This is a genomic window from Nocardioides cavernaquae (genome assembly GCF_003600895.1).
Taxonomy (GTDB): domain Bacteria; phylum Actinomycetota; class Actinomycetes; order Propionibacteriales; family Nocardioidaceae; genus Nocardioides; species Nocardioides cavernaquae.
In genome coordinates, this window is the sequence record NZ_QYRP01000002.1 from 1671538 (window position 1) to 1686758 (window position 15221).

Sequence of the window (15221 nt, forward strand, 5' to 3'; positions counted from 1 at the left end):
AGGAACGCGACGCACAGTGGCTGTTGACATCACCACGGACCTGACGACTGTCCGCAACATCGGCATCATGGCGCACATCGATGCTGGCAAGACCACCACCACCGAGCGCATCCTCTTCTACACCGGCATCAGCTACAAGATCGGTGAAGTTCACGAGGGCGCCGCCACCATGGACTGGATGGAGCAGGAGCAGGAGCGCGGCATCACGATCACGTCCGCCGCGACGACCTGCTGGTGGAAGGGCCACCAGATCAACATCATCGACACCCCGGGTCACGTTGACTTCACGGTCGAGGTGGAGCGTTCGCTCCGCGTCCTCGACGGTGCTGTCGCGGTGTTCGACGGCGTCGCTGGTGTCGAGCCCCAGTCGATGACGGTGTGGCGCCAGGCGAACAAGTACAAGGTTCCCCGGATGTGCTTCGTCAACAAGCTCGACCGCACCGGTGGTGACTTCTACCGCGTGGTCGACTCGATCATCCAGAAGCTGAACAGCACCCCGCTGATCCTTCAGCTCCCGATCGGTGCCGAGGGTGACTTCATCGGCGTCGTCGACCTGGTCGAGATGAACGCCAAGGTCTGGCGCGGCGAGACCGCCCAGGGCGAGGACTACGTCGTCGAGGAGATCCCCGCGGATCTGGCCGACCAGGCCGCCGAGTACCGCGAGAAGCTCATCGAGACGCTGGCCGAGGCCGACGACCCGACCATGGAGGTCTACCTCGAGGAAGGCGACGTCTTCGACGTCCCGACCCTCAAGGCCGCCATCCGTCGCGCGACCCTGGCTGACAAGCTGAACCCGATCCTGTGTGGCACCGCGTTCAAGAACAAGGGCGTCCAGCCCCTGCTCGACGCTGTCATCGACTACCTGCCGTCCCCGATGGACGTCGAGTCCATCGTCGGTCACAAGCCGAACGACGAAGAGGTCGAGATCACCCGGCAGCCGTCGGACGACGAGCCGCTCGCCGCGCTCGCGTTCAAGATCGCGACCGACCCGCACCTCGGCAAGCTGATCTACGTCCGGGTCTACTCCGGCAAGCTCACCGCTGGCGCGACCGTCCTCAATGCCACCAACGGCAAGAAGGAGCGGATCGGCAAGGTCTACCAGATGCACGCCAACAAGCGTGAGGAGATCGCGTCGGTCGGCGCCGGCCAGATCGTGGCCGTCATGGGCCTCAAGGACACCAAGACGGGCCACACCCTGTCCGACACGGCCCAGCCGGTCGTCCTCGAGTCGATGACCTTCCCGGCCCCGGTGATCGAGGTCGCCATCGAGCCGAAGACGAAGTCCGACCAGGAGAAGCTCGGCGTCGCCATCCAGCGCCTCTCCGACGAGGACCCGACCTTCGTGGTCAAGACCGACGAGGAGACCGGCCAGACGATCATCGCCGGCATGGGTGAGCTTCACCTCGAGATCCTCGTCGACCGCATGAAGCGCGAGTTCAAGGTCGAGGCCACCGTCGGCAAGCCGCAGGTCGCCTACCGCGAGACCATCCGCGGCAGCGTCAAGGGCCACAGCTACACCCACAAGAAGCAGACCGGTGGCACGGGCCAGTTCGCCAAGGTCATCATCGACCTCGAGCCGAACATCAACCCGGAGACCGGACTCGGTGCTGGCTACGAGTTCGCGAACACCGTTTCGGGTGGTCGCGTTCCGCGCGAGTACATCCCGTCGGTCGACAACGGTGGCCAGGCGGCCATGGAGTTCGGCATCCTTGCCGGCTACCCGATGGTCGACGTGAAGTTCACGCTGACCGATGGCGCCTACCACGACGTCGACTCCTCGGAGCTCGCGTTCAAGATCGCCGGAAACCAGGCGTTCAAGGAGGCTGCTCGCATGGCGAAGCCGGTCCTTCTCGAGCCGATGTTCGCCGTTGAGGTCACGACCCCCGAGGACTACCTCGGCACCGTGATCGGCGACATCAACTCCCGTCGCGGCCAGATCCGCGCCCAGGAGGAGCGTCACGGCGATCTCGTCGTGTCCGCCCTCGTCCCGCTCTCCGAGATGTTCGGGTACGTTGGCGACCTGAGGTCCAAGACCTCCGGCCAGGCGTCGTACTCGATGGAGTTCGACTCGTACGCCGAGGTTCCCACGAACGTCGCCGACGAGATCATCAAGAAGGTTCGCGGCGAGTAATCTCGTCCGGACCCTCGGCACGCAACACCGCAGTACCCCCACGAGTCAAGTAACAACCCACACCAGGAGGAGCCCCAGTGGCTAAGGCGAAGTTCGAGCGGACCAAGCCGCACGTCAACATCGGAACGATCGGTCACATCGACCACGGTAAGACGACCCTTACCGCGGCGATCACCAAGGTGCTGCACGACAAGTACCCGGACCTGAACCCGTTCACGCCGTTCGACGAGATCGACAAGGCTCCCGAAGAGCGTCAGCGCGGTATCACCATCTCGATCGCGCACGTCGAGTACCAGACCGAGGCGCGCCACTACGCGCACGTTGACTGCCCCGGTCACGCGGACTACATCAAGAACATGATCACCGGTGCGGCCCAGATGGACGGCGCGATCCTCGTGGTCGCCGCCACCGACGGTCCCATGCCCCAGACGCGTGAGCACGTGCTGCTCGCTCGCCAGGTCGGCGTGCCGCAGCTGGTTGTCGCGCTCAACAAGTGCGACATGGTCGACGACGAGGAGCTCATCGAGCTCGTCGAGATGGAGGTGCGCGAGCTCCTCTCCGAGTACGAGTTCGACGGCGACGACATCCCCGTCGTCCGCATCGCTGCCTTCCCGGCGCTCCAGGGCGACGCGAAGTGGGGCGAGTCGATCGTTGAGCTCATGCAGGCCGTGGATGACTTCATCCCGCAGCCCGAGCGTGAGACCGACAAGCCCTTCCTCATGCCCGTCGAGGACGTCTTCACGATCACCGGTCGTGGCACCGTCATCACCGGTCGCATCGAGCGCGGCATCGTCAAGGTCGGCGAGGAGGTCGAGATCATCGGCATCCGCGAGGTCGCCCAGAAGTCGACCGTCACCGGCGTCGAGATGTTCCGCAAGCTGCTCGACGAGGGCCAGGCTGGCGAGAACGTCGGCCTCCTGCTTCGTGGCACCAAGCGCGAGGACATCGAGCGCGGCATGGTTGTCATCAAGCCGGGCACGACCACCCCGCACACCAACTTCGAGGCGAACGTCTACATCCTCTCGAAGGAGGAGGGTGGCCGTCACACGCCGTTCTTCAACAACTACCGCCCGCAGTTCTACTTCCGCACGACGGACGTGACCGGCGTCGTTACCCTCCCCGAGGGCACCGAGATGGTCATGCCGGGTGACAACACCGAGATGTCGGTCGAGCTCATCCAGCCCATCGCGATGGACGAGGGCCTGCGGTTCGCGATCCGTGAGGGTGGCCGCACCGTCGGCGCCGGCCGGGTCACCAAGATCACGAAGTGAGCCCGAGCGCCGCGAGCTTGCTCGTGGCCGAGGCGATCGAGTGATCGCCGCGCCGAAGGCGTGGCAGATCACGAAGTGATCTGACTGCTTCACTCGAGGCCCCGTCTCCTGCAAGGGAGGCGGGGCCTCGTGCCATTTCTGCCTGAGCCTGCAGCGCACCTAGACTTTCCGGCGCGATGGAACCGAACGAGATCACCAACCGGCAGGGCAAGCTCGCCCGTAGCCGGAATGCGTCCCCCGAAGGCCGACCCGATGTCCGGCTGACCGACGACGGGCGCCCGATGCGGGAGGTCCTCTCGTACGCCCGGCGAGGCAGCCGCTTCACCAGCAAGCAGGCGCACGCCTGGGACCGGCTGGCAGAGCGCTGGGTCTACGGGACGACGGACGTGGAGGGTGTCGAGGCGCCGCTCGACGTCAACGCTGCGTGGTTCGGGCGCGAGGCACCCCTGTACGTCGAGATCGGTTCAGGCGTGGGGGAGACCACCGCGTCGTACGCCGCTGCGCACCCGGAGGTGAACGTCCTCGCGTTCGAGGTCTGGATGCCCGGGGTGGCCGACACCCTCGCCCGGCTCGACGCCGTGGGCGCGACCAACGCCCGCCTGTGCACGGTCGACGCGGCGTGGTCGCTCACCGAGCTCTTCGCTCCCGGCTCGATCACCGAGCTCTGGACGCTCTTCCCGGACCCGTGGCACAAGGTCCGCCACCACAAGCGGCGCCTGGTCAACCAGCCGTTCGTCTCGGTGGCCTCGTCGCGACTGGTCGAGGGTGGCGCCTGGCGCCTGGCGACGGACTGGGCGGACTACGCCGACCACATCGTCGAGGTCATGGCGACCGAACCGACCCTGGACGGCGGTGTGAGCGAGCGCTGGTCCGAGCGGCCCGTGACGAAGTTCGAGCGTCGTGGACTGGCCGAGGACCGCCAGCCTGTCGATCTGACCTATCGCAGGACCTGAGCCGTCACGGCTGCTCGGCGCCGGGCCCGGCCGGCTCCAGCGTGCCGGGCGCAGCGCCACCCTCCGTGCCATCGCCCTCCGTGCCATCGGGGGCCACGCACGGTGTGGTCTCACCGGGGTCCCCTGGATCTCCCGGCTCGATCGTGCCCTCCGCGAGCGTATCGTCGCCTGCCGAACCCGTTTCCCCGATCCAGGACCCGGGCGTCGGAGCGGTCTCCGGATCGGTCACGCCGGCGGGTTCGGTCGGGCAGGGCTCGAGGGCCGGCTCGTGTGCCGGGCTGGTCGGTTCGTCGGGTCCGGGCTGGTCGACCGCGCTGCCTGATCCCGCTTCGTCCGCCGGAACCGGCTGCTGGTTGTCGGCTCCGCCGGAGGCGACGGGGACGCTCGGGGCAGCGGCTCCGGGAGATGCGGTCGTGGTGGAGCCCTTCGTGGAGTGTCCGGGTGACACCTGGGCGCCGCGGGCCGGGGACGCGGCGACTGCCTGGGCAGCCGAGTTCGCGGTGTCGTCGAGACGGGTGCCCGCCGTGATCGCCAGAGCGGTCGGTGCCGGCGCGGCGGCGTACTCGGCGAAGAGGTGCAGGACGGTGTCCACATAGGTCGGGTCGTTGTTGTAGCGCAGGACGGCGGCCTCGCGCCCGGGGATGGTCGCCAGGTCCTCGTCTCCTGAGCAGAGGTACACGGCAGCGCCCAGCGCTGCGTCATCGATGTCCTGAGGGTTGCGGCGGCCGTCGCCGTCGGCGTCGACGCCCACCACGGCCCAGGTGGTCGGGATGAACTGCATCGGTCCGACTGCGCGGTCCCAGCGGGCATCACCGTCGAACTCGCCGCCATCGGTGTCGGCCACCGCGGCGAACCCCTCCTTGCCGTCCAGCGCCGGCCCGACGATCGAGGGCCGCACCGACCCCTGTGCATCGAGGCCGCCGCCTCCATGACGGCCGTGGTCGGACTCGACGCGGCCGATGGCAGCGAGCAGCTCCCACTGCAGGTGGCAGTCGCCGTCTGCGGTGGCCAGCACGGCCTCGGCAAGCTGGTAGCCGCCGACCGCGCGCGGCGGGATGGCGCTGGCGGTGCGGCCGGCCACCAGCCGAGTCGTCGGAAGGACCGGCCGCGTCGTGCTCGCAGGGAACTCCACCGGTTCCTCGAATCCGGCCCGCGCGGACGCCGAGCCAGCCGGAAGCGCGGGCTGGCCGGCGCCGTCGTCCGGCACCGCGAGGTGAGCGGTCCAGCCGGCGCTCAGGAGGGCCAGGGGGACCAGGGCGGAGAGTGTCTTGGTGTGCCGGGCGGTGGTGTTCACTGCCGTGGTTCCTTCAGGTCGATGAGCTTGAACGCCGATCGTGGCCGCATGAATCGGGCCGGTTGCAGTCGGTGAATCGTCTGGATTGCACTGTTCCGGTGAACGTCCGGGGTTCTCCACAGGCTGTCGCGTGGACGGTGCCGCCTTCTTCCTGAGTCAAGGCAATGTTGGGCGATCGTTCACGGGCTCATCCGGTCCTCAGGAAGGCAGAACGGCTTAGGTTTCTCACGGTCCGTGGGGGCCAGAGCGGCAATGCGAACGCCGTTGTGCGGCAACATCTAAGGCAACTGGACAACGAATCGTGACTGCACCAAACGCGGCTCTCGGGGGACGCCGCACCCTTGCCTCACGCCCGGTCGGCGGTGACATCGCCTTCCGGGCGATCGCCACTTCCAGCGGCGTCGCGGTGCTGCTGATCATGACTCTCGTCGGCGTCTTCCTGGCCATTCGGGCAGCACAGGCGATCGAGATCGCCGGCTGGTCATTCCTCACCACCGAGATCTGGAACCCCGGCGACGGGAAGTTCGGCATCGCAGGCGTCATGCTCGGCACCATCTCGGTCGGCGTGATCGCGGTCCTGATCGCCTTCCCGCTCGCCGTCGGTGCGGCCGTCTTCATCTCGGAGTACGCACCCAGCGGGCTCGAGCGTCCGATGATCACGCTGGTGGACGTGATGGCCGCGGTACCCTCCGTGATCTACGGGCTCTGGGGCTTCCTCTTCCTGCAGAACCACGTCTACACCGTCGCCCGATGGCTCTCGACCTGGTTCGGGTGGATCCCGTTCCTCGACGTCCCCGGTTCGGATCCGTCGAACCCGCTCGAGAACATCACCGCGTACAAGTCGTCGATCTTCCTCGCCGGCATCGTGGTCGCCTTCATGATCACGCCGATCATGTGCTCCGTGATGCGCGAGGCGTTCGCGCAGGCGCCCGTGGGCGAGCGTGAAGCCGCCCTCGGCCTCGGCGCGACGCGCTGGGGCATGGTCCGCGCGGTCGTCTTCCCGTTCGGCAAGGGCGCGATGATCGGCGGCACGATGCTGGGCCTCGGTCGTGCGCTCGGCGAGACCATCGCGGTGCTGATGATCCTCAACTTCGTGATCGCCATCCAGCCCAACATCCTGAAGTCGGGCGGCAGCACGATCAGTTCGCTGATCGCCAAGGACTACGCCGAGTCGGGAGCCCTGGCCCTGTCCGCCCTCATGGCGGCCGGCCTGGCCCTCTTCGTGGTCACGCTGGTGATCAACTTCGCCGCTGCGACGGTCGTCGCCCGCAGCCGCTCAGGCGCGGAGAGCACCTGATGACAACGATGACCCCCACGCCGCAGGCAGCCCACGGCGCGTCACCGGTCGAGCCCGGGACCACCACGATTCCGGTGCAGGGGCCGCCGGTCGACCCGGAACGACGCAAGCTCTCCGGCGTACGCCGCTCCGACTGGCTCGCGGTGCTCGGAGCCGCAGCGAGCGCCATGTCGACCACTGGCCTGCTCTTCTGGGTGCTGACGCCGCTGAGCAGTGCGTTCGGCTTCGCGGCGGTCGCGTTCGTCCTCTTCCTCGGCTTCTACGCCCTGCTGGTCTCGCTCGACGAGCCGGCGACCATCGTCAAGGACCGCCTCGCGGCCGCGATCGCGTGGTCGATCGCTGGCCTGCTGGTCGGTGTCCTCGTGCTCATCGTCGGCTTCACCGTCGAGGGATCGCTCGACGCACTCGGACACCGCAACTTCTTCCTCGAGGACCTCAACACGACGGCGGCTCTCGACCCGCTCAACAAGGGCGGCATCGCGCACGCGGCCATCGGCACCCTGATGCAGATGGGGGTGGCGCTGGTGATCACGGTGCCGCTCGGCATCACCTGCGCGATCTTCCTCAACGAGTTCCCCGGTCGGCTGGCCCGCTTCGTGCGGACCATCGTCGAGGCTATGACGGCGCTGCCTTCGGTGGTGGCGGGCCTGTTCATCTACGCGACCTTCATCCTCGCGCTCGGCAACGAGAAGTGCGGCCTCGCCGCTTCGCTCGCGATCAGCGTGATGATGCTGCCGATCATCATCCGCGCGGCCGACGTCGTGATCCGTCTCGTGCCCGCCAACCTGCGCGAGGCGTCGTACGCGCTGGGGACGAGTCGCTGGCGCACGGTCTTCCACGTCGTGCTCCCCACAGCCCGGTCGGGCCTGACGACCGCGGTCATTCTCGGCACCGCCCGCGGGATCGGCGAGACCTCGCCTGTCCTGCTCACCGCTGGCCTGTCACCCCGGATCAACACCAACCTCCTGGAGGGACCGCAGGTGTCCTTGCCCCTGGCCGTCTACGACCTGGTCAAGCAGCCGTACGAGACGCAGATCCAGCGGGGCTTCGGTGCCGCGGTCACGCTCCTCGCGCTCGTGCTGCTCCTGTTTCTCCTGGCGCGCCTGGTCGGGGGCCGGGCGCCGGGGCAGGAGACCGCGCGCACGCGCCGCAAGCGGCGGATCGCCTCGAAGCGCGACGCCCGGCGCTTCGCAGCCCGCGGTACGGCGGCCGGGCTGGTGGTCGCTCTGGCTGCGGGACTGGTCGGTGTGGCCGGCGGTCCGGCCGCGCGCCCGGCGTACGCCGACAGCTACGCGCCGATCAACGGTGCCGGATCCTCCTGGAGCCAGAACGCCGTCGACCAGTGGCGGCGCAACGTCGCCCAGTACGGCATGAAGGTCACCTACGAGGGGTCCGGCTCCTCGATCGGTCGTCAGCAGTTCGCCCAGGGCAGCGTGCACTTCGCCGTCTCCGAGATCCCCTACGGGATCAAGGACGGCGGCAACTACGACCAGCCGCCGCAGCGCAAGCACGCCTACATGCCGATCGTGGCCGGCGGCACCGCGCTCATGTACAACCTCAAGGTCGGCGGCAAGCGGGTCACCAACCTGCGCCTGTCCGGGGAGGTCATCGCGAAGATCTTCACCGGCAAGATCACGATGTGGAACGACCCGGCGATCAAGAAGGACAACCCGGCGATCAGTCTCCCGGCTCGCGAGGTCGTGCCGGTGGTCCGCTCCGACGGCTCCGGCTCGACCGCCCAGTTCACGACCTGGATGAGCAAGCGGCAGAGCGCGACCTGGAACTCCTACTGCGCAGCCGCCGGCAGGAGCACGCCGTGCGGTGTCACCTCGAACTACCCGGTGATCCCCGGCAGCAAGACCGTCGCGCAGAACGGTTCGCTCGGCGTCGCCGGCTTCGTCAAGCAGGAGCAGAACGAGGGCACCATCACGTACGTCGAGTACTCCTACGCGCTCAACGCGGGCTTCCCCGCGGTGAAGGTGCTCAACCAGGCCGGCTACTACGTCGGCCCGACGGCGTACAACGTGGCGATCGCGCTGCAGAAGGCCAAGATCGACCCGGACGACCTCACCCAGATCCTCGACGAGGTCTACACCCACGGTGATCCCCGCAGCTACCCGCTCTCGAGCTACAGCTACATGATCCTGCCGACGGCGGTGGAGAACGGCTTCAGCGAGGAGCACGGGCGCACGCTCGCCGCGTTCGCCGACTACTTCCTCTGCGAGGGGCAGCAGCAGGCACCGCGGCTCGGCTACTCGCCGCTGCCGAAGGAGCTGGTCATCGCGGGCATGGCGCAGATCAAGCGGATCCCCGGCGCGGTCGTGAAGAACCAGAACCTCGACAAGTGCAACAACCCGACCTTCGCGGGTGGTCGCAACGTGCTGGTCGCGAACGCCCCGCAGCCGGCCGCCTGCGACCGGCAGGGCGCGACCCAGTGCGTGGAGGGTGTCGTGAACCACGAGGTCCCCGGCACCGGCGGTGGCAACAACCCGGGTGGTGGCGACGCCGACCCGGACGCCGGAGGGGGCACCCCGACCGGCGCCCCGGCTCCTGGCGCAGCCCCCGACGCGGGAGCGGCCGCGGCGATCGACCCCGCCACCGGCCAGCTGATCAGCGCGGCCGCACCCGGCGGCGCTGATGCTGCGGCCGCCACGGACGTCGCCTCGGGCACCGTGAACCTGGCCGCCAGCCACGTCAACCGGATGCAGACCCTGCTCATGGTCCTCGCAGGCCTCGTGCTGCTGCTGGTGATCCTGGTCCCGCCGCTCGTCGGCCACGCAATCCGGCCGCGGGGAGGTCGGCGATGAACCGCACCCGTGCAACCCGGGTCGCAGGCCGGGCGGGCGCGGGCCTGCTCGCCCTCGTTGCGTGTGCCGCGATGTTCCCGGCGACCGCCGGGACCGTCGTACCGGGGGAGAAGGTCGCCCTTGCGCCGCGGACCGCGGTCGGGGATGGCGTGGACTCGTCGGAGACGATGCGGGGGACGGGCCGCTTCGAGGACCTGAAGGTCACCGTCAGCCAGACCGAGCACCTGCGCGACCAGGTGGTCAAGGTCAGCTGGACCGGAGCTGCGCCGTCGCGCGCCGGTGCGTCCTACGACGCCAACTACCTGCAGATCATGCAGTGCTGGGGTGACGGCGATGCGCCCGATCGCGAGAAGTGCCAGTTCGGCGCCTACATCGGCCAGGGTCTCGGTGGCGGGCAGACCGCAAGCCGGATCATCGAGAACACCGGCAACGACCTCATCGATCAGGACGAGCAGATCAAGCCCGGCTATGGCGAGTACCGGACGATCCCGTTCCAGTCGGTGACCGGCAAGACCGAGACGTCACCGCGCTCGAGCTTCTTCAACACCGGCACCACCAACGAGATCCCCTACGGCCGGACATCGGCCGATGGTGCTGGCACCGAGTACTTCGAGATCCAGACCGCACGGGAGTCGCACGGACTCGGCTGCGGCGCCGTCGTCACGACCGGACCCCGCAAGTGCTGGCTGGTCGTGGTCCCGCGGGACCACCTGGAGGTCGACGGCCGCACCTTCGCCGAGGTCGGTGGCCAGCTCCTGACCTCACCGCTGATCACCTCGAACTTCCGCAACGCGCTGAGCTTCAGGCTCGAGTTCGAACCGGTCGGCCTCGCCTGCCCGATCGGCGCGTCCGAGCGGCACCTGATCGGCCACGAGGACGTCGTCGAAGCCGTGAGCCGGTGGCAGCCCGCGCTCTGCGCCGACGAGGGACTGCTCTTCAGCTACACCCAGCAGGGTGACGACCTCGCCCGTGGCCAGGTGCTCTCCGACGAGCCGTGGCTCTCGGTGTTCACCCGGCCGGTCGAGGCGGCATCGATCACCGACGACCGCGAGGTCGTGCACTCGCCGCTTGCCGTGAGCGGCATCGGCATCGCCTACGTCATCGAGCGCAGCCCGCGCTCCGGGTCCGGCTACACCGCCCCACCCGACGTACTCGCCCGGGTCGGCACGCGTGTCCTCGACCTCAAGCTCAATGCCCGCCTGGTCGCCAAGCTGCTCACCCAGTCCTACCGGGCCGCCGTCGCCGGACCGGGGGAGTACGTCGCGGACAACCCGTTCACGCTCGCCAAGGACCCGGAGTTCGTCAGCCTCAACCCGGAGTTCGAGCACCTCGACTACTTCGGGTCGCTGCCGTCGGTGATCACGCCGTTCGAGAACGCCGACGCGAACCACGCGGTCTGGGGGTGGATCGCCTCCGACAAGGACGCCGCCGCCTTCGTGGCCGGCACGCCGGACAAGTGGGGCATGAAGGTCAACCGCTACTACCGCGGCATGGTCCTGGACCAGACCGAGTTCCCGAAGTACGACCCGACCTGCCAGGTGTTCGTCACCACCCAGGCTCCGAAGTGCACGACGCAGGTCGCGCCCTATGCGAACGACCTGCACACCGCGGCGCGTGCGACCGCGCGCGGTCAGGACCTGACGGAGATCTGGGACGACGCCAGCCAGCGCTACAGGCCGGCGGCCGCGCAGCCGGCCGGTCGGCGCGCGGCGCTGGCCATCGTGGACACGGGCACCGCCGCGCGCTACCAGCTCCCGATGGCCCGGCTCCGGAACGCGCACGGCAAGTACGTCGCTCCGACCGAGCTCACCATGACCTCGGCCCTGATGGCGATGAAGGACACCGAGGTCGACGGCGTGGTCGAGATGGACCCGACCTCCGAGGTCGCCTCGGCCTACCCCCTCACCTCGATCAGCTACGCCGCCACGGCCCCGGGGGAGATCCGGTCGGCCGATGCCAAGGCGTACGCCGAGTTCCTCCGCTTCGCCACCGGGCCCGGCCAGGTCCAGGGCGAGGCGCCCGGTCAGCTGCCCGAGGGCTACGTCCCGCTCACGCCGGCGCTCCGGGCGCAGGCCCTGATGGCCGCCACGAAGATCGAGAAGGGCGGCACCGCCCAGCCCGACGGCGACGGCGACGGCGGCGGGGATGGCGAAGACCCCGATGGCAGTGGTGACGGCGAGAACAATCCCGTGTCGCCCGCCGACGGTGCGCTCGGTCCCGGCGTGCCCGGCGGCGACGTCGTACAGGCCGCAGGTCCGGATCCGGCCACCCAGGCCGGCCAGTTCGCAGGGCAGCAGCTCGCCTCGGCGCAGACCCCGGCGACCCATGTCGGGCCGGTTCGGTGGTTGCTGCCGATCATCTTGGCGCTGATGCTCGTCGCCGGAATCGCACGGCCACTCGTGCCGTGGTGGCTCACCCGACGCAAGGCCGGGTGAACCACCACCTCAAGCTCCGGCGGGGGCCTAATCCCGTCGGCCGCCAAGGAAGCAAGCCCCCTTGGCACACAACCCCTCTACAGAAGGATCACCATGAAGGTTAGCAAGCGCTTCGCTCTCGCCGTGGTCGGCTTGAGCGCGGCTGGCACCCTCTTCGGTGCCGGAGTCGCCACTGCGGATCCGTCGGCCCCGCCGGCCAACGCATACGAGCGTCCGCTCCAGGGCGTCGGCTCGGATACGACCGACCTGCTCATGAACGGCCTCGCCGAGGCCGTCGTGGGAGACCACGACGGCAACCCCGCCACGCCCGACCAGAAGCTCATCGCCTCCTGGGACGCCAAGAGTGCCCTCGGCTTCAAGTCGCGGGCAGTGGGTTGTGACTACACGGGCAACCCGACCCCCGACAGTGCGTACGTCGTCGGCACCCGGCCGAACGGCTCCGGCAACGGCCAGAAGGCGCTCCGAGACGCCTTCACCCCTGCCACGGCCGTCGAGAACTGCCTCGACTTCTCCCGCTCCTCGAGCAACCCGTCCGCCGGCAACCTCGGCGGCGTCGAGGTCCAGGCCGTGCAGCTCGCGACCGACTCGCTGGGCTTCGCCGTCAACCGCGCGACGTCGATCCCCCGTCAGCTGTCGCGCCAGAACCTGTACGACATCTACCACTGCACCTTCGGTGGCTTCACGGGCGCGACTCCGGCCCGCAAGGCGCTGATCCCCCAGGCCGGTTCGGGCACCCGCTCCTCGTGGCTCGGCATGGTGGGTCTGACCGAGGCCGACCTCGCGGTCACCGGTGCTCTCCCGTGCGTCTCCGACCAGGTGGACGGCAGCGCCCGCGGTGGCGGCAGCCCGCTCCAGGAGCACGACCTGCGCTTCCTGAAGACCAACCAGATCGCCCCGGTCTCCGTGGCGCAGTGGATCTCGCAGATGGGTGGCTCCGCGCCGTCCGACCAGCGTGGCCCCAGCATGCTCGGCTCGATCATCCAGACCAACGGCATCGTCGCTCACCCGATGGAGCTCAGCGCGTCCTTCGGCCCCGCCGAGACCATCACCCAGGGTGCTGCATCGAAGCTGACCCGCACGGTCTACAACGCGGTCCCGACCAAGCGCGGCGACGCTGCCCACACGGCGGTCAACAACCCGCTGGCCACCCTGGTCTTCGTCGACACCGACCCGGGTGCCGCGAACACCTCGCTGATCTGCCAGCGCGCCGACGTCATCAAGAAGTTCGGCTTCGCGCCGATCTCCACCTGTGGCACCGGCTCGATCATCAACCCGCAGTGATCACCCCTCTTCGAGCAATCTCCTTCACTCCTGAAACGGAAAAAGTCTGATGAGCATCAAGAAGAGCATTCTCGGCGCGGCCGCCGCTGGCGCCGTCGCAGCAGCGACCATCACCATGACCACCACGACCGCCCACGCGGCCACGCACCTGGGCGACATGCGGATCGTGCCCTCCACGGGTACGACGGCCATCGGCCTGACCGCCAAGACCCTCGCGGGCCAGGTCTGCCCGACGGGCTACTCCGGCGTCAACCTCTACATGTCGGGCCCCGGCATGACGGAGGAGGTCGGTGTCCTCAACGGGTTCATCCCGCCGTCGTCCGCCCAGGTCGGCGACCACATGGAGTTCACGGTCCAGAACCCGTTCGACAGCCTCTTCGAGGCCGCGAACATCCCGCAGCCGACGGGCGCCTACAACCTGCGCCTGGCGTGTGTCGGCCCGGACTTCTTCGAGGAGGTCGGCGAGTTCACGCAGGTCGTGAACTTCACCCCCGACGCCGACACGAGCTCCGCGACGCGGTTCGTCGCGACGTACGCCGCGGTCGTCCCGGCCGAGAACACCACCACCACCGTGAGTGGTCCGGCCACGTCCACGTTCGGCAGCTCGGTGACGTTCAACGCTGACGTCAACTCGGCCTCGGGCGAGGCCATCAACGGCTCGATCCAGTTCAAGGACGACGTCGACGGCGCCGGCCCGATCGCCCCGGTGAACCTCGGTTCCCCGGTCGCGGTCTCCGCTGCCGGTGGCGCGTCGTACACCGCCAGCAACTTCGGTGCCGGTTCGCACAACATCATCGCGGACTACTCGGGCGGCAACGGCTTCAACGCCTCGACGTCCTCGGCCGCGGCGCTGACCGTTGCCAAGGCCTCGTCGTCGGTCGCGGTCTCCACCAACACCGGTGTCGACGAGCCGGCTTCGTCGGTCTTCTCGGCCACGGTGGGCGGCGGCCACGCCGGTAGCGTCCAGTTCAAGGTCGACGGAGTCAACCGGAGCGGCGCAGTTGCCGTCACGGCCGGCGCCGCCGAGCTGACCACGAGTCTCCCGGCCGGAACGTACGCCGTCACGGCCGAGTTCCTGCCGACCAACGCGGCCAACGTGAACGGGTCCACCTCCGCTCCCGCGTCGCACATCGTCGACGCCTCGCTGGTCGAGGTCGTCTCCGCTGACCAGGAGATCCTGGTCGACGTCCCCGCCGGTGCGCTGACGATCTCGGTCGCTGGCTGGGAGGACGGCCTCGTCGACCTCGGTGTTGCGGCCATGGACCCGTCGGGTTCGCTGCTGACCGCGTCGGGCGAGCTCGACACCTTCAAGGTCACCGACACCCGCTCGGGTGACATGGGCTGGATCGCCACCGGCATGGCCACCGACTTCGTCGGTGCCGACACCATCAGCGCGTTCAACCTCGGCTGGACGCCGAAGCTCGCCACGGACCTGGTCGCTCCGGCCACGTCCGCGCTGTCCCCGAACCACGTGGGCTTCGTCCTCGGTGGCACCGCCGCGTCCGACCTGCAGTTCGCCGGTGCGACCTCGGGCAGCGGCCTCGGTGCTCCGCGCGACTTCGCGCACGCGCTGGACGACGCCGGTAACGGCACGGCGTACCTCGGTGCCGACCTCACCCTGAAGATCCCGACCGAGACGCTGGCGGGCAACGACTACTCGTCGACCCTCACCATCACGGTCGTCGGTCAGGGCTGACCAGCACCACTCTCGTAATGCAGTGAGGTGGGGGCGCTCGGGCGCCCTCACCTGCA

9 protein-coding genes are annotated in these 15221 nt (G+C 68.8%); 8 read left to right on the forward strand and 1 reads right to left on the reverse strand.

Going from position 1 to position 15221, the window contains the following annotated elements:
- The first annotated feature begins 16 nt into the window (after positions 1–16).
- From fusA to trmB, 3 genes are all read left to right on the forward strand, one after another.
- Entirely contained in the window at positions 17–2131 is a 2115-nt protein-coding gene (fusA, locus tag D4739_RS08165; protein WP_120060139.1) for an elongation factor G, read from the forward strand.
- A gap of 77 nt (positions 2132–2208) precedes the next feature.
- On the forward strand, positions 2209–3402 hold the full coding sequence (gene tuf / locus D4739_RS08170; RefSeq protein ID WP_120060140.1) for an elongation factor Tu: 1194 nt from the start codon (positions 2209–2211) through the stop codon (positions 3400–3402).
- Between the two features lie 176 nt (positions 3403–3578).
- Positions 3579–4355, forward strand: a complete 777-nt coding sequence (trmB, locus tag D4739_RS08175; RefSeq protein ID WP_120060142.1) for a tRNA (guanosine(46)-N7)-methyltransferase TrmB — start codon at positions 3579–3581, stop codon at positions 4353–4355.
- 4 nt (positions 4356–4359) lie between these two features.
- Here the strand turns inward: trmB and D4739_RS08180 are convergent, their stop codons facing one another.
- Complete coding sequence (locus D4739_RS08180) at positions 4360–5649, reverse strand: lytic murein transglycosylase (protein WP_220699255.1); 1290 nt, start codon at positions 5647–5649, stop codon at positions 4360–4362.
- A 301-nt stretch (positions 5650–5950) separates the two neighbouring features.
- Between D4739_RS08180 and pstC the strand changes: the two genes are divergently transcribed.
- The 5 genes from pstC to D4739_RS08210 all read left to right on the forward strand — a co-directional run bounded on the left by pstC (position 5951) and on the right by D4739_RS08210 (position 15165).
- Complete coding sequence (gene pstC / locus D4739_RS08185; protein ID WP_220699256.1) at positions 5951–6946, forward strand: phosphate ABC transporter permease subunit PstC; 996 nt, start codon at positions 5951–5953, stop codon at positions 6944–6946.
- Positions 6946–9753 (forward strand): phosphate ABC transporter permease PstA, encoded by a 2808-nt coding sequence (gene pstA / locus D4739_RS17025; protein WP_220699257.1) that lies wholly within the window; start codon positions 6946–6948, stop codon positions 9751–9753. Before pstC ends, pstA begins: the two co-directional genes overlap by 1 nt.
- A complete protein-coding gene (locus D4739_RS08200) occupies positions 9750–12188 on the forward strand; it encodes a hypothetical protein (protein WP_120060145.1) in 2439 nt (812 codons plus the stop codon). Before pstA ends, D4739_RS08200 begins: the two co-directional genes overlap by 4 nt.
- Before the next feature lie 93 nt (positions 12189–12281).
- Positions 12282–13469: a hypothetical protein gene (locus tag D4739_RS08205; protein ID WP_120060147.1), complete on the forward strand. Its 1188-nt coding sequence runs from the start codon at positions 12282–12284 to the stop codon at positions 13467–13469.
- A 49-nt stretch (positions 13470–13518) separates the two neighbouring features.
- Positions 13519–15165, forward strand: coding sequence for an Ig-like domain-containing protein (locus D4739_RS08210; RefSeq protein ID WP_120060149.1), 1647 nt, complete (start codon positions 13519–13521; stop codon positions 15163–15165).
- Positions 15166–15221 lie beyond the last annotated feature (56 nt).

What these genes read in the sequence shown, in the direction of transcription:
- trmB (WP_120060142.1), top strand. Translation starts at nt 3,579, where the DNA reads ATGGAACCGAACGAGATCACCAACCGGCAGGGCAAGCTCGCCCGTAGC.
- pstA (WP_220699257.1), top strand. Translation starts at nt 6,946, where the DNA reads ATGACAACGATGACCCCCACGCCGCAGGCAGCCCACGGCGCGTCACCG.
- D4739_RS08200 (WP_120060145.1), top strand. Translation starts at nt 9,750, where the DNA reads ATGAACCGCACCCGTGCAACCCGGGTCGCAGGCCGGGCGGGCGCGGGC.
- D4739_RS08205 (WP_120060147.1), top strand. Translation starts at nt 12,282, where the DNA reads ATGAAGGTTAGCAAGCGCTTCGCTCTCGCCGTGGTCGGCTTGAGCGCG.
- D4739_RS08210 (WP_120060149.1), top strand. Translation starts at nt 13,519, where the DNA reads ATGAGCATCAAGAAGAGCATTCTCGGCGCGGCCGCCGCTGGCGCCGTC.